Annotated in this window: 17 protein-coding genes and 1 riboswitch; of the genes, 5 read left to right on the top strand and 12 right to left on the bottom strand. The window is 42.2% G+C overall.

The window, feature by feature from the left end:
- Window positions 1–69 precede the first annotated feature (69 nt).
- Complete coding sequence (locus tag MHN79_RS03480; protein WP_239171735.1) at window positions 70–936, top strand: LysR family transcriptional regulator; 867 nt, start codon at window positions 70–72, stop codon at window positions 934–936.
- 106 nt (window positions 937–1,042) lie between these two features.
- A complete protein-coding gene (locus tag MHN79_RS03475) occupies window positions 1,043–1,333 on the top strand; it encodes a hypothetical protein (protein ID WP_152432362.1) in 291 nt (96 codons plus the stop codon).
- Window positions 1,334–1,394: 61 nt separating this feature from the next.
- On the opposite strand, the gene MHN79_RS03470 is transcribed toward MHN79_RS03475, so the two are convergent.
- Both MHN79_RS03470 and thiD read right to left on the bottom strand, forming a co-directional pair.
- On the bottom strand, window positions 1,395–2,141 hold the full coding sequence (locus MHN79_RS03470; RefSeq protein ID WP_239171734.1) for a phosphatase PAP2 family protein: 747 nt from the start codon (window positions 2,139–2,141) through the stop codon (window positions 1,395–1,397).
- A gap of 207 nt (window positions 2,142–2,348) precedes the next feature.
- Complete coding sequence (thiD, locus tag MHN79_RS03465; RefSeq protein ID WP_239171733.1) at window positions 2,349–3,179, bottom strand: bifunctional hydroxymethylpyrimidine kinase/phosphomethylpyrimidine kinase; 831 nt, start codon at window positions 3,177–3,179, stop codon at window positions 2,349–2,351.
- Between the two features lie 94 nt (window positions 3,180–3,273).
- Window positions 3,274–3,388: riboswitch (TPP riboswitch) on the bottom strand.
- A 125-nt stretch (window positions 3,389–3,513) separates the two neighbouring features.
- On the opposite strand from thiD, the gene MHN79_RS03460 reads away from it, so the two are divergent.
- Window positions 3,514–4,344: an HDOD domain-containing protein gene (locus MHN79_RS03460; RefSeq protein ID WP_239171732.1), complete on the top strand. Its 831-nt coding sequence runs from the start codon at window positions 3,514–3,516 to the stop codon at window positions 4,342–4,344.
- 13 nt (window positions 4,345–4,357) lie between these two features.
- On the opposite strand, the gene MHN79_RS03455 is transcribed toward MHN79_RS03460, so the two are convergent.
- Complete coding sequence (locus MHN79_RS03455) at window positions 4,358–4,813, bottom strand: VCBS domain-containing protein (protein ID WP_160928970.1); 456 nt, start codon at window positions 4,811–4,813, stop codon at window positions 4,358–4,360.
- 280 nt (window positions 4,814–5,093) lie between these two features.
- Between MHN79_RS03455 and MHN79_RS03450 the strand changes: the two genes are divergently transcribed.
- Window positions 5,094–6,197, top strand: coding sequence for a DSD1 family PLP-dependent enzyme (locus MHN79_RS03450; RefSeq protein ID WP_239171731.1), 1,104 nt, complete (start codon window positions 5,094–5,096; stop codon window positions 6,195–6,197).
- 92 nt (window positions 6,198–6,289) lie between these two features.
- Here MHN79_RS03450 and MHN79_RS03445 read toward each other — a convergent pair whose 3' ends face one another.
- From MHN79_RS03445 to mrdA, 3 genes are all read right to left on the bottom strand, one after another.
- Window positions 6,290–8,167: a PhoX family phosphatase gene (locus MHN79_RS03445; protein ID WP_239171730.1), complete on the bottom strand. Its 1,878-nt coding sequence runs from the start codon at window positions 8,165–8,167 to the stop codon at window positions 6,290–6,292.
- Window positions 8,168–8,653: 486 nt separating this feature from the next.
- Window positions 8,654–10,291: a methyl-accepting chemotaxis protein gene (locus MHN79_RS03440; RefSeq protein WP_239171729.1), complete on the bottom strand. Its 1,638-nt coding sequence runs from the start codon at window positions 10,289–10,291 to the stop codon at window positions 8,654–8,656.
- An 84-nt stretch (window positions 10,292–10,375) separates the two neighbouring features.
- On the bottom strand, window positions 10,376–12,256 hold the full coding sequence (gene mrdA, locus MHN79_RS03435; protein WP_239171787.1) for a penicillin-binding protein 2: 1,881 nt from the start codon (window positions 12,254–12,256) through the stop codon (window positions 10,376–10,378).
- Between the two features lie 254 nt (window positions 12,257–12,510).
- On the opposite strand from mrdA, the gene MHN79_RS03430 reads away from it, so the two are divergent.
- On the top strand, window positions 12,511–12,945 hold the full coding sequence (locus tag MHN79_RS03430; RefSeq protein ID WP_239171728.1) for a universal stress protein: 435 nt from the start codon (window positions 12,511–12,513) through the stop codon (window positions 12,943–12,945).
- Window positions 12,946–13,016: 71 nt separating this feature from the next.
- Here the strand turns inward: MHN79_RS03430 and MHN79_RS03425 are convergent, their stop codons facing one another.
- The 6 genes from MHN79_RS03425 to MHN79_RS03400 all read right to left on the bottom strand — a co-directional run bounded on the left by MHN79_RS03425 (window position 13,017) and on the right by MHN79_RS03400 (window position 19,762).
- Complete coding sequence (locus MHN79_RS03425) at window positions 13,017–14,690, bottom strand: FapA family protein (RefSeq protein ID WP_239171727.1); 1,674 nt, start codon at window positions 14,688–14,690, stop codon at window positions 13,017–13,019.
- Window positions 14,691–14,814: 124 nt separating this feature from the next.
- Window positions 14,815–16,509: a fused response regulator/phosphatase gene (locus MHN79_RS03420; protein WP_239171726.1), complete on the bottom strand. Its 1,695-nt coding sequence runs from the start codon at window positions 16,507–16,509 to the stop codon at window positions 14,815–14,817.
- A gap of 17 nt (window positions 16,510–16,526) precedes the next feature.
- A complete protein-coding gene (locus MHN79_RS03415; protein WP_152432374.1) occupies window positions 16,527–16,826 on the bottom strand; it encodes an STAS domain-containing protein in 300 nt (99 codons plus the stop codon).
- A 60-nt stretch (window positions 16,827–16,886) separates the two neighbouring features.
- Window positions 16,887–18,047 (bottom strand): methyl-accepting chemotaxis protein, encoded by a 1,161-nt coding sequence (locus MHN79_RS03410; protein WP_239171725.1) that lies wholly within the window; start codon window positions 18,045–18,047, stop codon window positions 16,887–16,889.
- A 27-nt stretch (window positions 18,048–18,074) separates the two neighbouring features.
- A complete protein-coding gene (locus tag MHN79_RS03405) occupies window positions 18,075–19,115 on the bottom strand; it encodes a chemotaxis response regulator protein-glutamate methylesterase (protein ID WP_239171724.1) in 1,041 nt (346 codons plus the stop codon).
- Window positions 19,112–19,762, bottom strand: a complete 651-nt coding sequence (locus tag MHN79_RS03400) for a chemotaxis protein CheD (RefSeq protein ID WP_239171723.1) — start codon at window positions 19,760–19,762, stop codon at window positions 19,112–19,114. The genes MHN79_RS03405 and MHN79_RS03400 overlap by 4 nt, the downstream gene beginning before the upstream one ends.
- Between the last annotated feature and the right edge of the window lie 3 nt (window positions 19,763–19,765).

Genomic DNA, 19,765 nt, shown 5'->3' with positions numbered 1-19,765 from the left:
GTGTATTGCTAGTTTTAACATGGAAAAACAAACAAATTAGAAAACACTATTCATAAAAAGAGAACAATAATGAATAAACACAAGCAAATGTTGATCTTCAAAACGATTGTAGACTCAGGCTCTATTTCGAAGGCAGCTGAGAGGCTTGAGCTATCAAAGTCTGTACTTAGTAATCACCTTAAGCATCTAGAGAATGAACTCAATGTCGATTTACTTAAGAGAACAACGCGAAGACAATCACTGACTCTGGCTGGAGAACAATTCTATCAGCACTGTGTCGCATTAAATGATGTGATGTCGCGAGCATGGGAGGACATACACCAACTCCAACATCAACCGCAAGGGAAAGTATCGGTAACCGCACCTGTCGCCCTGATCGATAGCATAGTCATTCCAGCTTTAAGTGATGCATTTGCCCTGTATCCCAAGGTATCACTGCACTTGATCGCCGACGATAGAAAATTAGATTTGCTTCAGCACGATATCGACATTGCCATTCGAGTTGGAGAGTCCCCAAATAGTCACATAAAACAAAAAAGAATTGGCCGCTTTCAAGACATACTCTGCCGATCCACACATAGCCTTGAGTCGCCCAGTGACGCAAATTACATTGCAAACCACTGGCAGCCCAAAGAAGTAGTTCATATTCTGCATAACAAACAAAGCGCATCGACTATAGAACTGAGCTACACGTCCCACCACAGAGCAAACAGCGTCAATCAAGTCGCTAGCCTGATTCAACACAACATGGGGATTGGTTTATTGCCAGATTTCTTGCTCGCTCAATATTCAGATATAGAGCCTTGTTTTAAAGATCATTATCTAGCAATAAACAATGTCTATGCGCTTCATCCCTATTCAAAATCTCCACCAGCATCTGTCGTTCATGCGATCAATGCCATCGAAAAAAGACTGAAATCCGTGACGGAATTTTGAACATCTACTTAACCAAGATCAAGCTTCGAGATTATTTGTGACCACACGCGAAACACTGTCCTACAATTGAAAAACTCATCAATAAATTGCTAGGGGGGAATTAACGATGATTTCAACATTCAGAGACTACGAACTACAAGATAAAAATCACTTTCATGCACATATAGAGGTAAACCCGACTGGGCTATTAGATGTTGATATTATTGAGAACAAAGAACATCACCAAACAGAGCTTTGCAACGTAAGCTTTGAAAAACTAGCAGGCAAGACACGCTTAAAAGGCAAGGAAGCACAAAACCAGTGGCAACTCGACCTTGATGACAAGGACGCGATAGAGCTGTACCTCCTCATATCGAAAGCCAATGAAGAGTACGAAACACTTATGCGAGATCTATAACGTAAAGTGTAACTGTTGGGAAGCGTTGTATTTTTCCTGACAGTTTCTTTCTCCCAAACCTCTATCCCAATTTCGCTTTAAGGCGCCAGCTCAAAATTTTATCACTCAAGCGCTCCAACTTGTCAGCGAACAGGTAGATCAACAAAACAAAAACCACAGAGCCTAAAAGATCTATCGGCCTATGCATTCCAAACCATAATCGACTGTATGCTACTCCCATGGCCCACGCACTTATTGCTAGAGTGAGCAAGTAACGACCATTTCGGAGAAATACATTACCAAAAAATGCCAAACAAACAGCAGCGAAAATAGTGTGTCCTGAGGGAAATGAGTAGTCTCTCTCTCCCTGCCACTGAGACGTTCTCCAACCGCTCACTATCCCCCCCATCTCTGCTATCACCTCATTTTTCTGCAACGAGCTTAGGTTATAGAAATGCGAAGGCTGGGGGATCAAAAGATTTTGAGTTAAGACTTCAGTGTATGGCCTAGGAATTTCAGTCAGCTGTTTAAGGGCCGACTTACAAACAAAGCCTAGAACAAGTATCAACCCTAGGTGCACTATTTTTTTTACCCGCTCGGAAGGTGTTGGAATGAGTTTCCAAGAAATAGCTAACATAACGATAAGTGAAATAACAAACCCTTTGGGGCCAGCAGAAAACGTTAGGACAGTTGCGCTAATACCTACAGGGACTGACACAGAGCTGAGTAAATCAATATCATTAACAAAGACACTTAACGCCATTATTCCAAGAAAAAATAAGACCAGAAGTGTCACATAATATTGATTGCTAGATAAAGAATGCTTCACCACCTATACTCCGCATCGAAATCTTGAAGAGGCAAAATATTAATCGATGCACTAGGGACAATTTATCAGATCAATGTCAAATCAGTGAAAGTTCGCGCTAACATGTTAAAGCCATCACACAGTAGCATTATATTACTCAATAACTTAGGACCAATAGCCTGTTTCTGCTGAGCCAGTTCATAGATGAACACCAAGGGTGACCGCATATCAACGAACATTGGTATGACCATCAAAAAAGTGATGAACAGGCCCTCTTCCCTTCCCAACATTAAGCAATTCGGCATGAGCGATGGCTTGCGTGATATACTGTTTTGCCAAGTATATGGCTTTATGTAATCGATAACCCTGAGCCAAATAAGACGCAATAGCAGAAGATAGTGTACACCCTGTACCATGTGTATTGCGGGTTGAATGACGTCTCGAATGCAACCACTCCGTACGATTAGGTAGGATCAGTAAATCGGAACTATTTGATGAAGACTCCATATGTCCGCCTTTTAAAAGCACAGCCTCACACTCAAGCTGACGCAATGGCTCGATCATACTCTCTACCTGGTGTATATCCTTAGGTTCACTTTTTCCAATAAGCACTGCTCCCTCTGGCAAGTTAGGGGTGACTAAATCGGCCATCGGCAGCAATTTCTCTCTTAATGTACTAATTGAAGAATCTTGTGTGAGTATTTGTCCGCTGGTCGAAACCATCACAGGATCAATGACTAAGTATCGGGGTTTATATTGCTTAAGTTTATCTACAACTATCTTGATTACGCTTGAGTCCACAAGCATTCCTACTTTAACAGCGGCAACATCAAGATCACTAAATACAGCATCTAGCTGACTTTCAATGAGATGAAGTGGTGTCGGATGAATAGCAGAAACGCCAAGTGTATTTTGAGCAGTAATCGCCGTAATAACAGAACAAGCATAACTACCCGTTGCGGAGATGGCTTTAATATCAGCCTGAATACCTGCACCTCCACTACTATCAGAACCCGCAATGGTTAATACAACTGGAGGGATGAGGTCTTGGTTTGGCATAATAGCTCCTTGTACTGGAAGTAAAGAAACGCTTTGCCAATCACAACCACTCAACACGATATAAGTGAGCAAAGTGAGAACAGGTGTCGCTTACGCGCCCGTGCAAATAGTTCCCTACGCCAGTATTAACTGAATCAGGTTCGACGGGTCCCACAATGCGATCTCAGCTTATAAGGCACCAGTCCATATAAGCTCCCCGACTATTTAAATTCAATGCTAGCAAGAAATCGAGTTCTCTAACACCCCAAAATTTATTGTGCCAACGTACGCTTCAGGCATCACACCAACATGCTATCCTATAGTAATGGCTCTCATAGGCTCAGAGGTTTTCTACATGGCGCAAGAAGCTCTTTTATCTCGTATCAACGAACTGCCTCGCATTCAAAAAGTACTTCAAGATTTGCTTAACATGGTGAATGAAGATGAAGTGGATTTCGAGCAACTCTCACAAAAAATATCAACCGATCAGGTGCTTAGCGCAAGACTTTTGCGCATGGCTAACTCTGCTCACTTTGGTGGTAATACGGCCGTCTCTTCCGTTCATCAAGCACTATTACGTGTGGGAACAGGACCGGTAAGAACATTAGTCGTTGCCTCTGTACTATCGAGTGCCTTTCCTAAAGTAAAAACATTAGATCTCAATCAATACTGGATAGACACTTTTGAAGTGTCCGTCATCGCGAGTAAAATTGCTGAGCAAATGAAAGTGGACCCTCACGAAGTTTTTACTACGGGCATCCTACATAATATCGGCGAGCTCATGATTCATACATTAGTGCCTGAGGCTGCTGTACAAATAGCAACACGAACACAAAATGGAGAAGACGCCATATCTGTCCAAGAAGAGTTGCTGAATATCAGCGCTCCAGCATTGGGTGCGAAATTGGCAAGATCATGGCACTTCCCTGCGCCTATGGTTGATGCTATCGCAAACTTCCATGAACCAAGAGACGCTGAGTTATCTCCTCAAATGGCCACAACCATTCACTTGGCGCGCACGATAAATAGAGATTGGGATGAACTCATGACCGATGAGTCTAAAATGAGATACATCAATGAACATCCAGATTCTAGGCTTCTACAAATACCCGCTGACTTTGCAGCGACAATAGACAAGTTTCGTGGAAGTGGCCGTGAGCTGGCGGCACAACTCAATGCCGCCTAATCAGATCTCAACGCTAGAAAGCGGAGGTTTCCGTTGTTACTTTATCAACCATAGCACCGCCTTGACTCCCAATCAGAGTCAAAAAAACTGTGAATTGCTGGCCTTGCTCGGTGCAAACAGAAAACTGCTCCATTTTCTCCTCACCAAGTTTTAGAAATTGCATCTTGATGTTATACACTGAGTAGCACCAGCGGCCATGACAATCTATGGTCAGAGAGCCTAATGTGTCTTTCTCTGCAATCACACTGTCCGTATCAAACTTGGTATAAGGACAGACTTGTTCGGGAAGTTCAAACACGCCGGAATCAACCAGCAATGGAAAGCCGTTACTTTGGGAACGATCATGATCATCATGCTTTACGTCATACTTCTCTACTTCAGGGTGATGTGACCTGTTGTCAGCAAACATACGTAGGCTAAAGATGTTGACACTACGGTGGCCAGCCTGAGAATTAAGGGAATGAGCCATAACCGCCTCCTGTGATTCAAAATGCATGAATATTCTCAATAACGCAAGCGGTGTGCCATAAATCAATCCATCATAATTTCGGAAAAGCTATTACTGTTCAAATAGATAGCTAATGTGGCATTATTAACACAATCTCGCTTTCAAAATGAGTCGCAAAACAAAATAAGGTTACTAATATGTTAACGGCAATTAAGTGCGATAGTTTAATATTAGGCAAAACCATGCCATAACAACAAATCCTATGTTCCCCAAAATGCGATAAAATAAGAAATATCAGACTATGAAACTAGAAAACCTAGATACACCAGCCTTGTTCATTGACATAGAAACTGTCGAGAACAACCTGACAGAAATGCAACGTAGAATTGATCATCTCGGCTTAACACTCAGACCTCATACTAAGGCACATAAAATCCCTCAGCTAGCACAAAAACAGATTGATTTCGGTGCAAAAGGAATATGTACTTCTAAACTCGGTGAAGCTGAAATCATGCTCGAAGGTGGCATTCAAGACATTCTTATCACCACGCCTATTGCAGGGGATAACAAAGTCCAGCGTCTAATTAAGCTCCATACTCAATACCCTAAAGCAAAGCTATATCAAGTTATCGACCACCCTTTGCACGTTGAGAGTATTGCTAAAGTAGCCAAGCAGTCGCAAGTAGAAGTCAACCTTTTAATAGAGGTCGAAAGTGGCCAACAACGATGTGGTGTCGCGGTTGGTCAAGACTTATTAGCTCTGATTGAAAAAATCGTCGATACTCAAGGAGTAAATTACTCGGGCATACAAGCATACAGTGGTCACTTGCAACTTATTAAAGGCTTCGAAGAAAGACAAAAACAAGCACGAACAGCCGTTACCGAGCTATTTGACTACATAGAAACTGAGCTCAAACCACGCAACCTAACCCCCCAAATTATCAGCGGGGGGGGGACTGGTACTTATCAGGCGTATCAAGGTTTGCATTACACTGAGATACAGGCTGGATCGTATCTGTTTATGGATGCTTCATATTCCAAGATCGGAGACGAGCAAAATCAGGATGATAACCGGCAGTTTGTCCCAGCTCTAAAAGTACTTAGCACTGTGATAAGCCACCCAACACCAAGCCGCGCCATCATTGACGCTGGTATGAAATCACTTTCAATCGATCTAGGGATGCCGACTGTCGATACTAGGCAAGATATCACCTATCAATGTGGTGGTGACGAACATGGCATATTGCATATCGACTCACACCAAACACTCAATATAGGTCAAACCTTAACACTAACGCCTAGCCATTGTGACACAACTTTAAACAACTTTGACTATTTGCATGTTGTGAAAAATGGACAAGTAGTGGATACATGGAAAATTTCTGGCCGAGGACGTTCAGATTAGTGCGAACGTGAGGTTTTTAGTTGGTTTACAACCAAGAAAAGAAGGGGCATTACTGCTCCTTCTTTTTCTTTTGCCTAAATACGCGAGCGTGATTACGCCCCAATCACACCGCCATCGTCACGGGTAATCGCCATAATAGTTGACCTAGGTTTACTGTTCCCGCCAGCAGGGAAATGAGACGGAGCTCCATTGTCTCCCGGATGCTGAACGCCTACGAACATGGTTTTATAATCTTCAGAGAAGGTCAAACCTGTGATTTCACACGCAATAGGTCCTGTTAAAAAGCGACGTACTTCGCCTGTCATAGGATCACCACAAAGCATTTGGTTATTACCCTGTCCAGCAAAATCCCCTTTGTTCGAATAATCACCATCCGTTTGAATCCACAAGCGGCCTGCCTTATCAAAACCGATACCATCAGGACTATTGAACATATTACCTGTGTTAATATTGTCACTTCCCGCATACAAATTGCCTTTATGCACACTTGGATTACCAGCGATGAGATAAAGATCCCAAGTAAATGTCTTAGCTGTATGATCGCCGTTTGATGGTGCCCAGCGAACAATCTGTCCATAGTGGTTCTTTTTACGCGGATTAGGTCCTCCGACAGGCTGCCCCTCTTTGACACCTCGATGTTTATTATTGGTCAGGGTACAAAAGACAAATTTCTTATCAGGATGAACGGCAACCCATTCAGGGCGATCCATGGTTGTTGCTCCGACATGGGTGGCCGCTCGGCGAGCAAATGTAACCACTTCCGCTTGGTCACCGAAACCATTGGTTTTATCCAAACCATTTTTCCCATAGGTCAGCTCTAACCATTGTCCATGACCTTTTAGTTCGTCATCATCCATACCGAACTTAGCAACATACAAAGTTCCTTCTTCCAGTAAGTTTCTGTTTTGTTTGTCATTGCCTTGCTGATATTTATTCTTGGACACGAATTTATAGAGATGCTCTCCACGCTCATCATCTCCCATGTATACAACAACATGACCATCATCATTGACCACAACTGCGGCATTCTCATGCTTGAAACGACCAAGAGCCGTTCTCTTTAGAGGAGTCGATGTCGGATCATGGGGATCGATTTCAACAATCCAGCCAAAACGATGTGGCTCATTAGGGTTCAATGAAACGTCAAAACGCTCGTCGGTATTGTGCCACTGCCATTCGCTTTGCTGTGCCGAAATGCCATAGCGTTTATGATCATCAGATAATTCCACTTTTTTAACGCTGCCAAAGTAACCGTCAAAGTTCTCTTCACAAGTAAGGTAAGTCCCCCACGGGGTTTGTCCATTGGCGCAATTTGCAAACGTTCCCAGCGGCTTGGTTCCAGAGGGATCCATTTTAGTTTTCATCAAACTGTGTCCAGCCGCAGGTCCGGTTAATCTCATTTCAGTATTTGCTGTAATTCGGCGGTTGCGCGTGCCATTTTTGTCTAGCTGCCATTTACCACCTGATGATGTAATCTCAAATACCGTCACTCCATGTGCCGCTTGAGCCTTAACCACATCATCCACCGTCATTGACTTACCGCCATGATCAAATAAATATTCATAGTTGGTATACTCATTATTAACCGCAATGACTGCCCTATCTTTGCTGATTGGAAATAAGCTCATGCCATCATTATTGTCACCAAACTGCTTTAATTGTGCTTTAGATCTTTGCTTTCCACTTGGATCAAACGCAGGGGAGTCGGCGAAAAGAGGATCCCCCCAGGAAACCAAAGGTGTTGCTTTGTAACCTTTAGGTACAATAAAAGTATCGCTTGTAGAGGCTGGAACAGCATCAAAGTTCAGTAATACGCTTTTCTTGTTATCTGCAAACACTTTAGCAATTGGGTTAAGGGATAAAAAAGCGCCTGCTCCAACAGCAGCCGTTCCAGTTAAAAAACGCCGACGAGATAATCTCGCATCTACCATTTGACTAAATTGAGACTCTTGCTCTTCGCGGTTTTTCATTGCTGACTCCTTGTGTGTTTTTTTAATATTGGGAGAGGATAGACCGCAAAAATGACAACAAAGTTAAACTATTGTTTCTTTTGTAAGGAATACGCAATCAGGCGAGGTGAGATTTACATTACAGTTCCATGAAAATGAGTTTAACTTCACTTTCATTAAATAAAACTCAGTATTTAAGGAAAAACTAAACCTCGAATTCTGGCGATCTTTTCTATCGGTCACTACATTAAATTTGTTCACTAAGTAACTGATTTACAATCGTCATAACCTGAAAATACTCATAGTGAGGACGTTTAATGAAAAAAATGAGAAGAGCCCGACTGCACCGTATTCGCGTTCAATTTTGGAAAGAGGTAAACAAAAGTGCACCCAAAAGTAACTCCTGAGACTGCCATCAAGAAAGTGACCAAAAGCGGGTATTCATACCCGCTTTTCTTTTCAAATAGTACTGAAATCTAGAAGATCACGCTCATATAGAACGTCTGGCTACTGGCTACTGGCGGATAAAGAAAAATCATCTAACGTAGAGGAAATTCCCTTCGCCATATCATTCATATCCACCGCGATAAATGAGCTATCTTTGATTTTTTTATTGGTATTTTTTAACAAATTAGATAAGTAACCCTGTGCTTCTCTAAGTTCATGGATACTTTTTGACTGCTCATCAATCAAAGCAGCTATTTCATGCTGCTGACCAACGGTCAGTGAGATAGAGTTAGAAATTCGGTCTATGTTTTCAGCAGTATAGTTACTGCACTTCTTACTGTTCTCGACTTCTGTTTGCAACTGAGCCACAGATTCTACAGAGGCTTTCACCCTGTCAGTTAAGTCATTAAGTAGGTGACTAATTTCACCTGTAGAGTGGTTTGTTTTACTGGCTAACATGCGTACTTCGTCAGACACAACTGCAAATCCTCGACCTTGCTCTCCCGCTCTGGCCGCTTCAATCGCCGCATTCAAAGCAAGTAGGTTAGTTTGTTCTGCAATGACTTGAATGACATCAATAATGCTATAAACCTTTTCAGCGACTAAACTCAGCTCTTGTACGTTAGCCGATACTTTTTCTGACTCAGCAGAAGCAAGTTCAACGGCTCTAATATTGTTATGTATTGTCTCCAAACCAAGCTGAGCACTCTTTTGGCTTTCAGACGCCGACAATAAAGTTTTTTCAACCACTTGAGAAACACGCTCAAACGACATTACCAAGTCATCGGAGATTTTAGCGATCTCATCATACTTTCGCTTTTCGTCATCATAGCTACTGTCCACCTCTTGGGCTAAGGTCTCAACCCGATTGGATAAACGTGAAATACTGTCTGCGCTGGTTTTTAGGCCTTTAACTACTGAGGATAAAGCATGTCTCATAGAAAAAATATTGGCCGCCAAAAAGCCAAGTTCACTCTTATTGGCCAACCCAGCAGAGTGGTTATCACTTAAATCACCTTTGCTAATCTCTCTCGTGATCTTCACCAACTGGTGAATTGGCTGAGTCAAGCTTTTGCCGATTAGATAAAGGAGTACCATGGTAAGGGTTAAACTGACCAAAGAAATGAACACTATATCCGTTTTTAAAGAGCTAATGTTTCGATCAGAATATTTGTTGTAGCTCAGAACGGCTTGATGCATTGCTGCCAATGTTTTGTGATTTGCCATCATAAAGGCATCTATTTTCTCATCAGAAGGGCGCACTTCGCTCTGCAACAAATCTAAAGCTAGCGTTTTTTGCGTGAACCAGAGCCGCTCAACTTCGATGAGTTTTGTTTTAAAATCAACGGCGAAGCTCTCTTTTAGCATAATGGGTGACTGCATCGACAAATCAGAGAAGGTTTGCCCACCAGATTTTAATGCACGCAATGAAGTTTCATAGAGTTTAATGGTATTTTCGTAGTTCAGTTGAGGCGCAGTAACTTGGCTTTGTTTTTGTAAAGTGAGCATCACTTCACTGGCAAACTTTTTAGTCAACATCCTTTGTCGACCCGCAACATTGATTACCGTTCCATCTTGTTTATTTTTTTCAAGCGTCGAAATCACATCCATAGCGATAATAACGACAGTGACAACAAAAATAATGGATATAGCCAACAAACGATTGGTTACTGAAACATTTGATAGAATGTTTTTCATTTGATGATTCTCTAGAAAATGACCAGACAATATGAATCTAGTTTAATATATAGAGAATCTCAAAAATCAAATGACTTCAAACTACTATGTTTTCTCTTCTACCAGCAAATAATCAAAGACCTTTCTGATAAATGGTGCTCCCACCCTAGAGCCCCCATTTCCATGTTCAATGACTACCGTGGCAACATACTTCGGGCTTTCACATGGTGCAAATCCCGTAAATAGACCATGATCGAGTAGATGTTTGCTCAACTCTTTGGAGTTATACACCTCGTCTTTTTTTAAGCCAAATACCTGTGCGGTACCAGATTTACCTCCGCTACAGTATTTAGCTCCTCTAAATGAACGGCGCCCTGAACCTCTGGAGCCTTGATTAACCAAACGCATTGCATTAAGAGAAATATCCCAGTATGCATCATTCACTTGATTCATTTCTTTTGTTTTTGCGTATTCAACTGTCTGAGCTTGATTAAACTCCTGCCCATGTTCAATCACAGCTTTGAGTAGGTGTGGAGAGGTCACAGCCCCATGATTAACCAACACAGAAGTGGCTTTAGCTAATTGGAGCGGTGTCGCCGTCCAATATCCTTGCCCAATACCAATTGGAACCGTATCACCTTTGTACCATGGCTGATGATGCCTGCGTTGCTTCCACTCTCTAGTCGGCATATTCGCCGCAGTTTCTTCGAAGATATCAATGCCAGTTCTCTGGCCAAAACCAAACATCCCCATCCAGTCCGATATTCTGTCTATGCCTAAGTCATACGCCATTTGATAGAAAAACGAATCCACCGATTCTTCAATCGCCAAGGTCACATCGACATCACCATGGCCCCAGCGCCTCCAATCTCGCCAAGCCTTGGAACCACGTTTAGAGCCAGGGATCTGCCAGCGACCATGATCGTTTCGGACAGTATCAGGGCTTACTACCTTTTCACTTAAACCAGCTATCGCGATGAAGGGTTTTACCGTAGACGCAGGTGGGTATACACCTAAGGTTGCTCGATTGAGTAAAGGGTGATGGGGGTCTTGCAATAACTTACGATATTCCGATCCGGAGATACCATCAACAAATGGGTTGGGATCATAACTAGGACTGGAAGCCATCGCCAGAACACTATTATCAGTAGGATCAAGGACCACAGCACTGCCTTGCCTATCGCCCAAAAGTTTATAAACATGCTGTTGTAAATCGACATCAATATTAAGGACAAGATCTTTGCCCGCAATAGGAGGAACATATTTAAGCGTTCTTATTACTCGACCTCGGTTATTTACCTCAACTTCTTCGTATCCCTGCTTTCCGTGCAAAATATTTTCATAGTACCGTTCAATTCCTAACTTACCGATAATTTTTGTCGCTCTATAGTTAGTCAACTCCCCTTCTTCTTTTAAGCGTTCTAAATCACGGTCATTAATGTGCGCTACGTAACCAACAATATGGGTTAGTGACTCACCATAGGGATAGTAGCGTTTCATTTCAGCATTGATCTTAAAACCCGGAAATTCATGTTGATGGGCGGAGAATTGAGCTATTTCTATTTCACTTAAACCAGTTTTAATTGTCTGTGTTTTATGGTTTGAGCGATGTAATTGAGTTAATTTTTGCTGTTGCTCTGATGTGAACTCGATGTAGTTCGACAAGCGTTCAACAGAATCTTTCATAGAAGCAACTTTACTCGGTACAACTTCCAATACATAAATAGGTATATTTTGGGCAACAGGTTTTCCGTTTCTGTCGTAGATTACGCCTCGAGGAGGCGAAATAGGCAACACTTGAATCCTATTGTCGTTTGCTCGCGTCTGATAGTAAGAAAAACTGTCGACTTCTAGCTTATATAGGTTGGCAACAAGTATAAAACATAAAGATACCATGGCAATAAAAGCAACTGCAGCTCGTCTTTTGAACAAAGTCAGTTCAAAATCGTAGTTGCGCAGACGATTGGTACATCGATTTAACTTCATAGAATTTTTAGAAACTGTGGTAAACACTCGGCCACCCAAGAACGGGAAGGCATCATCATCGTTGGTCTAACTTTAACAAATCTGAGTAAAAGTTGTGTGTCTAATGTGTCAACAATTAAGGGTAAGGAGTATTTAACTATATCACAGTGATGAGAGCATAAACCAATAACTTTCACATTAGAGATCTGGCAAACAATATTCTTCTTCAATCAGCTTTATGATATCAAAGTCAAAGACAATAGAAGGAAATAGCTATGCAATATCAACACATTATGGTTGCTTTAGAACTATCTGATGACAGTAATATTCTGATAGAGAGGGCTATCTTTATGGCTAAGCAACACAAGGCTGATATCTCTTTTATTCACCTTGATGGCTCTCATGGAGAGATATACCCAGAGCTTATTGATATTCACTCCGATACCAATGTGAGACCTGTGAATGAGCTTGCTATGAAAAAGTTAAGGTCCTTCGAAGCTAACGTAGACTTTCCCATTCGACATTTTCTGGTCGGAACGGGTAACTTAGCCAATAAACTTTCGGAGACAATAGAAAACTATCGTGTTGATTTGTTACTTTGCGGACACCATCAAGATTTTTGGAGTAAGATTCTTTCCTACTCTCGACAGCTTATCAATCGCTCCCCTGTAGACATCCTCGTCGTTCCTATCTCAGGCGACGACTGTTAGCATAATAGCGCATGAAAAAATAAACTTGCCTCCTAGGTATCGCTATGATGGCAAGCTTGATAGCGTTTTACTTACTCTTGCTCTAGCGCTTCTTCGTCCATCGCTGAAGCGCACTTAATCTCATACTGAGTAAAGCTAAAAGTACTGGTACCATGAACACGTTTTGTGATCACTTTTTCTTCACCAAATTGCACCGTAACATGCGTATAGACTTTATTCTTAACTTCTATAGTATTTTCTTCTAGCGCTTCCTCTAGTTCCATCTCTAGCCGATCTCTTGCCATTTTCGCTTTTTCTAACCTTTCGTTAGACTCTTGTTTCATTTTAGCAAGATTGGCTTCGTCTTCTTCGGTACGCTCAGCTTTGGGGGTTTTCTTGAATTCAAGCTCTTTTCGAACCACTTTCATGGTTGCTTCTTGAGCTGCGGTGTATTCATCTTTGTACTTTTGTTGGCGCTCTTTAAAATTTGCATAACGAGCAAAAGCATTAACATGAGTAGCAGTATCGCCCTCAACTCCTAAATTAACGCAGATAACTTTACCACCCACTTTTGCACTACCACCGCTAAGTGTACCTTGTTTTCCAGCTTCATCTGAAACCGTAAGGTCCTTACCACACCGAAGCTCATTACTCATACAATGAATAGAAAGGTTGATATTTTCCCCAGCTTGTAGCTCTGAAAACTGCGCATAGTTTGCTGTAATTGATCCACCAGATTTTACCTTACAGCTTTTCTCTTCACCTTCTGAAACATTGTGCCCTATGATACCTTTCGCAACTTCAATATCCCCCTGCACCTGCACGTCGGCTGACTCAATAAAGCCACCAACAGTAAGGTTTCCTGTTGTACGCACCACCATATCCGATTCAATATTTCCCGTAATAATCACGTTACCTTTGAATTTTATATGGCCAGTAGCGACCCCAATTGAAGGAAGGCAGAGTGCGTCTTCAACCTCTACAGAACGCTCTTTGATGATAGGCATTCCAGAAACTTCAGCAATAAGTAGATTGGGGTCATCTGGAGAAATTGCAGAACCTTTTGAAACTTTCAGGGTAGTATCAGTACCAGGCTTAGGTGGAATAGACTTTCCTTGAACAGTGATACCCGGGACACCTTTAGTTGCAGGGATACGTTTCATTAAACGAGCCCCGGCTTCAACCGTAACAGTTTCACCAAGGTTTAACATGTCTACTTTGCCACTTTCATCTTTTGTCGGCGCTAGCACTTGTTTGGTAACGTCCTTGACTAAAGGAATGAACTTAGCATCTTGGCCTTGTACCGGACTTTTCCCTTTAGCAACTGGCTGGGTAAAGGTTTCTCCGGGCTTTAGCTGGTGACTCATAACTAAAACTTTCTTTAGTGCAAGCTTATTTATACCCTTAGTGACATGAGCACGAGCCAAGGCATGTACAATTTGAGGCCCTTTAAGTGGAGCACCACGATATGCACCAGTCACAACCATACTGGCGAGCATGTCATGATCAGATAACACTACCTCGACCTCAGCATCCCTAACTTCAGCAATAGGAAACCCTATCAGCGCTTCGCTCTTCCCTTCATTCGCACAATTGACAAAACGATTCACTTCATCTGTCAGCAAACAAAAGTCGTTGGCGCCAATATCGTTCAATGCTTCGTCAACACCTTTATCACTCAGTTTCCCGTCAAGAGCCATGTCTTGCGGTAGCTTAGCGATAATCTGTTGATTATCCTCAGATAAGCTGACTAACTTTTCCCACATTTACAGCCTGCTTGCTTTAATCCCTTTAAGTTTAGTTTATATAATCCGGAAGGAATACAATATTTAATTTGTAGCAAAGTCAGGGTTGGGTCACTACCCACCTGCTTTTACAGTGTAAATATCACTAATTAGAGCTCGGGAAGTGATGTTTAGAGTCCAAACGATAGACAGCCGTCACACATTTACCTTGCTTTGAGTATTCCAATGAATCACATAATTCTGAGGCAAGTACAATGCCACGACCGTGCGTGAGAGACTGATCGTCGTCCTTTTTTAGCACAGAATGATCAAAGCCCTCGCCATTATGCTCAAGCGCCATTACTACTTTGGTATCGTCGGGTTGATAATCGATAGATAGAGACACCCAGTATTGCTCTGGCAATTCTTGAAGCTTTTGTTCCCGCAGTTGATAAAACGTAAAAAAGCCGTCCGGTTGTTCTTTGATTTTAGAATCCATATTCAATAAGCCATGCTCAATCGCATTAGCAAATAGCTCAGACAATACTGAGCAAATGAGATCCAGATGTGGCCCTGCTATCACTCCTGTCATAAAACGTCGAACTTCATTCATTACGGATACCGACTTTAGGACAGACGCTGGAAAATTGATTGTGGACTGAGATTGGGTCCGGCTAAGGTCGCACTTGTTCTGTTGGGTAACTCTATCGTTCCCATTTGAAATCGGAAAAGTCATCGACAGTATTGAGAGATCGTCACCCACATTTCGACAAGAGAATTTATTGACCGCTTCAAAAACAGTAGGAATGATAGCCCGCCCCGATTTGAGTGCTTCTTCCAGTCTATCTTGGCCAAATTGCTCACCCACATTGTTTTCAGCCTCAACCACACCATCGGTATAACATACAATCCGCTGCTCAGGTTCCAGCTTGTAATGCAATAGTTCGGCTTCGAACTCATGCTCTTTCAGGACACCAAGAGGCATATGGGTTGATACTAATTTGCGCACAATAGTACCGTCTTTGCCGAGTAAATAGCCATCGGGCAATCCCCCGCCCCACCAGGATACCTCAAAACCATTGGCTCTAACTTCAAACACACTGGCGGCTAGCATCATTCCCATGGGCAGGAATCTAACTAGCACATCATTTAGCTCGCGAACAATTTCACCAAGAGACAAACCTTTCGCAGCCATAGAAAAGAAAGCGCGTGTCGCAGGTATGGCTGATATCGCAGCAGGAAGACCATGGCCTGTTGCATCTGCTATCATCACATAGACACCACCATGAGGGCGATTGGCTACAACAATCATATCTCCATTAAAAACAGTTGATGGCGTAGACTTATAATCTATCCCATAGATATTCTTAAGCTGGGAACTCATTTCATCCATCAAATTAGAAAATATCGATTCTGCAATCGCATAATCATAACGTACTTGTTCATGGAAATGACTCAGCTCATCTCTTTGCTCTCTTACTTGGTTATGTATTTTCACGATACGATAGTGGGCTTGTACTTTGGCAATCAATACACTTCGTTCTACTGGCTTGAGAATGAAATCATCACCTACAGTCAAGCACCGCTCAAATGAGTCGTGATCGTCCAAAACAGTAAGGAAGATAATCGGCATATGCCTTCCAGGAAACGCATCCCGAATTTCTTTTGCTGTAACAAAACCATCTTTGATTGGCATCATAACATCAAGAAGAATAACATCAGGCAAGAGTGGCATTTGTCGCATTGCATTGACGACACCTTCTCCGTTCTCGAAAGTCGTTACTTTTTCCGTGATGTCACCCAACATAAACCGACACAACTCTCTATTCGTCGCGTGATCATCCACTATCATGACATGCATACTACTCTCCTCAGCATCTACTCGATGGCAAATTTTTTATCAAAACGAGAAATAGACAGTATTTTTCTTACTTGAGGAAGCGTGTTAGTGATGCGGATCATTCCATCATCTTGCTCTAGATAGTTGTGCATATTCAGCAACATACCCAAACCTGCACTGTCGATATAATCGACCTTGCGTAAATCAATGGTATAGCGATAATCTTTTTTGTCTGAATAGCAACGACGGAACTCCTGAACAAGACTAAAGCCAAAAGCACCTTCTATGACAATCGTGATATGTTTTGCACCCTGATCAATTTGTGACTCTACAGACATAGTATCTCCTTATTAAGCCAGCAAGGCTCAGACGCCTTGCCTTATTCACCCAACCAAAATTCAGAAAAATTCGACTTCGCCTTCTTCTATACTTGCTTGTGAAGCAGCTGGCGTACTCCTCTGACAAACATTATCTTTAAGATCATTTATCGCTCTATTAAAACCGTCACCATCAACTCTATCACTTGCATAATCTTCGAAAGTGTTCTTTAGCTCGACTAGAAACGCTGTGCTGCCCTTAGCGTAATCACCCTGCTGAACGATGATGTCGGTAAACTGTAACGCCCGGATGCCATCTCCTACTTTACTGTGCAGCGTGACACCGATAGATTTGATTTTCCGTACTTCTTGTTCAACCATGGCATTCATTTTTTGTACACCATGCAACATCTCATCTACTTTATCTTTAGACTCTATCGCTTCAGTCATATCAATAGATGCCATTTCACCGACCGTTTTGTTGGCTTCTCTGACCGTATTTTGCGCAACATTAATCTCTTTCTCTATCTGACTATTTAATTCTTCCGCTTTGACAGATAGATTCCTGACTTCCTGCGCTACAACGGCAAAGCCACGGCCAGCATCTCCTGCTCTAGCTGCTTCAATCGCAGCGTTCAAAGCCAGTAAATTTGTCTGTTCAGAAAGCCCTCGAACTTGTGCAAGAAGCTTAAAGACTGTATTTAGTTTATCTGACATATCGTGAATGCTGTGTACAGCAGAGATACTTTTCTCTGATACAGTGATGAGTGTATCGACAAACTGACGAATGATAGCTTCTGTTTTCGGCAAAACTTGAGTGATGTCGTACGCATCATTTTTATTTGCCAATGTTTTTAGCACGAGCGACTCTGCAATATTATTTTGACTCTCAGCTAAATTCTGCAGTTCAAAAAAACTCGCATTCAAGGTTTCAACAGACTCAGAGACAATACTATTTTGTAAAGCAAGTGGCTCATTTAGCTGTTGTGAAATCTGTTCAATGAGCTTACTGACATCTCTGGCCGCAGCTTGTACATCCTTGACTGGTTTAGTACTTGGCTGCTGCGCTGGTTGAGATTCCTGTTTTCGCGGGATAACAAACCAAGGTACTGCCGCTGCTAAAATCATAACAGCAACATGAGCTAACGAAGAGGATAGCATCATACCAATCGACAATAGCAGGAGTTGAATTCCTATTGCGATACCATAGCGGTTCTTATTAACCTTAATTATTTTATTCATTCTATCCCTAGCCTTAGCCGTGTTGGCTCAATGATGACTGTCTAAACAATCACAAATTTGTTGTGGGATTTGCTTAAGACTCTTCACTTCCTCGGCAGCATTTATTTCAACAGCTACTCTAGGCATTCCCCATACCACCGAAGATGCTTGATCTTGCGCAATAGTCCTTGCACCTTGTTGCCTCATTCGAAGCATGCCTTGTGCACCATCCTGTCCCATTCCGGTAAGTATCACACCAATAGAATTCTTTCCTACCGTTTCTGCCACAGCATCAAACATCACATCAACGGATGGTTTGTGTCGATTCACACTAGGTCTGTCATCAAGTTGGCAATATAAATGGCTTCCCTGCTTCACCACTACAAGATGTTTATCTCCTGGAGCAACATAAGCACACCCATTAATCAAAGGTGCTTTATTCGTCGACAATTCCTTAACTTGTAGAGCACAGCTCTCATTCAGCCTTTGAGCAAAGGAGGCACTAAACATCGCACTAATATGTTGGGTGATGACGATAGGTGGAAGCCCCGCAGGTAAAGCAGACAATACTTGCCTGACCGCTTCTGTCCCACCAGTAGAAGCCCCAATAGCAATAAGCTCGATAGATGTTTTGCCTTTACACGCTAAAGGTTTCTGTGAAGAATTTTGGCTATACTCATGCTTTACATTAGCCCCTGCCGCCATTTTTATTTTGTCGTTGACCAGATCTTTGTAATTCAGCATGTCAGCCGTGTTGTCAACCGACGGTTTAGGAAAATAATCGACCGCTCCTAGTTCCAAGGCCATAAGGGTAGGCTGTGCACCATGCTGGGTTAAGGTTGAGATCATGATCACAGGCGTAGGCCTCAATCGCATTAGATTCTTTAGAAACTGGACACCATTCATTTTCGGCATTTCTATATCTAATGTGATGACATCAGGGTTATGTTGTTTAATCAGATCTCGAGCCTGATAGGGGTCTTCGGCCAATGCAACCACTTCAAGGATAGGGTCAGAGCTAATCAACTGCTCAAGTAATGCTCTAAATACAGGTGAGTCATCGATAATCAAAACTTTAATTTTTTTCATCCGAATAGCTCCACATCATCGTCATGAAAGCGGTGGCTTTCTCTACCTAACTTACTGGCATATTTGTCCTCTTGAAGCTGAAGCTGATGTACTTCAGTGTAAGGTAATCGCTTTAGCCATACTTTCCCACTTACAGGGTTGAATATAATTCTTCTCGGTTCTGATCCTCCGAGATCTTGAGCAACGACCTTAAGGCCTTCCCGCTGAACATAATCCAAAATAAAGGCAATATTTTTTTCCCCTATCATCGAGTGCTTACCCATCATTTGCGCACCACCAAAAAGTTTAATGTTAAGCTCTGACCTTCGAGCGCCATGAGAAATCATGGCATTAATCAACATTTCCATCGCGTGACTACCATAGCGAGAAGCCGTGGAAACAATCTCGCCTGGCTGCCAAGCACTTATCTCAGAGTGGCTACAAAATGGGAGTAAAAAGTGATTCATTCCTCCAATGCCAATTAATTCATCCCACATGCATACAGCAACACAAGATCCCAGTCCTGTTGCGATCAACTCATCGTCTTGCTGACTCCAGTAAAGACCACCAGGGAAAACCTTAACTATGTGCATTTCTTTCTGAGGATGATAAAAACGATTGAAATGACTATCGTCGTGCACTGGCTTCAGGTTTTTTTTTCCTACCATAGT

It is taken from the genome of Vibrio sp. Of14-4 (genome assembly GCF_022347625.1).
Lineage (GTDB): Bacteria > Pseudomonadota > Gammaproteobacteria > Enterobacterales > Vibrionaceae > Vibrio > Vibrio pristinus.
The sequence above is the reverse complement of the archived record's forward strand: the minus strand, read 5'-3'. Positions and strand labels throughout refer to the sequence as shown.

Bases quoted from the DNA above. Each gene is read 5' to 3' on its own strand.
- MHN79_RS03480 (WP_239171735.1), top strand. From the start codon at position 70: ATGAATAAACACAAGCAAATGTTGATCTTCAAAACGATTGTAGACTCA.
- MHN79_RS03475 (WP_152432362.1), top strand. From the start codon at position 1,043: ATGATTTCAACATTCAGAGACTACGAACTACAAGATAAAAATCACTTT.
- thiD (WP_239171733.1), bottom strand. From the start codon at position 3,179: ATGCCAAACCAAGACCTCATCCCTCCAGTTGTATTAACCATTGCGGGT.
- MHN79_RS03460 (WP_239171732.1), top strand. From the start codon at position 3,514: ATGGCGCAAGAAGCTCTTTTATCTCGTATCAACGAACTGCCTCGCATT.
- MHN79_RS03455 (WP_160928970.1), bottom strand. From the start codon at position 4,813: ATGGCTCATTCCCTTAATTCTCAGGCTGGCCACCGTAGTGTCAACATC.
- MHN79_RS03450 (WP_239171731.1), top strand. From the start codon at position 5,094: ATGAAACTAGAAAACCTAGATACACCAGCCTTGTTCATTGACATAGAA.
- MHN79_RS03445 (WP_239171730.1), bottom strand. From the start codon at position 8,167: ATGAAAAACCGCGAAGAGCAAGAGTCTCAATTTAGTCAAATGGTAGAT.
- MHN79_RS03440 (WP_239171729.1), bottom strand. From the start codon at position 10,291: ATGAAAAACATTCTATCAAATGTTTCAGTAACCAATCGTTTGTTGGCT.
- mrdA (WP_239171787.1), bottom strand. From the start codon at position 12,256: ATGAAGTTAAATCGATGTACCAATCGTCTGCGCAACTACGATTTTGAA.
- MHN79_RS03430 (WP_239171728.1), top strand. From the start codon at position 12,511: ATGCAATATCAACACATTATGGTTGCTTTAGAACTATCTGATGACAGT.
- MHN79_RS03425 (WP_239171727.1), bottom strand. From the start codon at position 14,690: ATGTGGGAAAAGTTAGTCAGCTTATCTGAGGATAATCAACAGATTATC.
- MHN79_RS03420 (WP_239171726.1), bottom strand. From the start codon at position 16,509: ATGCATGTCATGATAGTGGATGATCACGCGACGAATAGAGAGTTGTGT.
- MHN79_RS03415 (WP_152432374.1), bottom strand. From the start codon at position 16,826: ATGTCTGTAGAGTCACAAATTGATCAGGGTGCAAAACATATCACGATT.
- MHN79_RS03410 (WP_239171725.1), bottom strand. From the start codon at position 18,047: ATGAATAAAATAATTAAGGTTAATAAGAACCGCTATGGTATCGCAATA.
- MHN79_RS03405 (WP_239171724.1), bottom strand. From the start codon at position 19,115: ATGAAAAAAATTAAAGTTTTGATTATCGATGACTCACCTGTATTTAGA.
- MHN79_RS03400 (WP_239171723.1), bottom strand. From the start codon at position 19,762: ATGGTAGGAAAAAAAAACCTGAAGCCAGTGCACGACGATAGTCATTTC.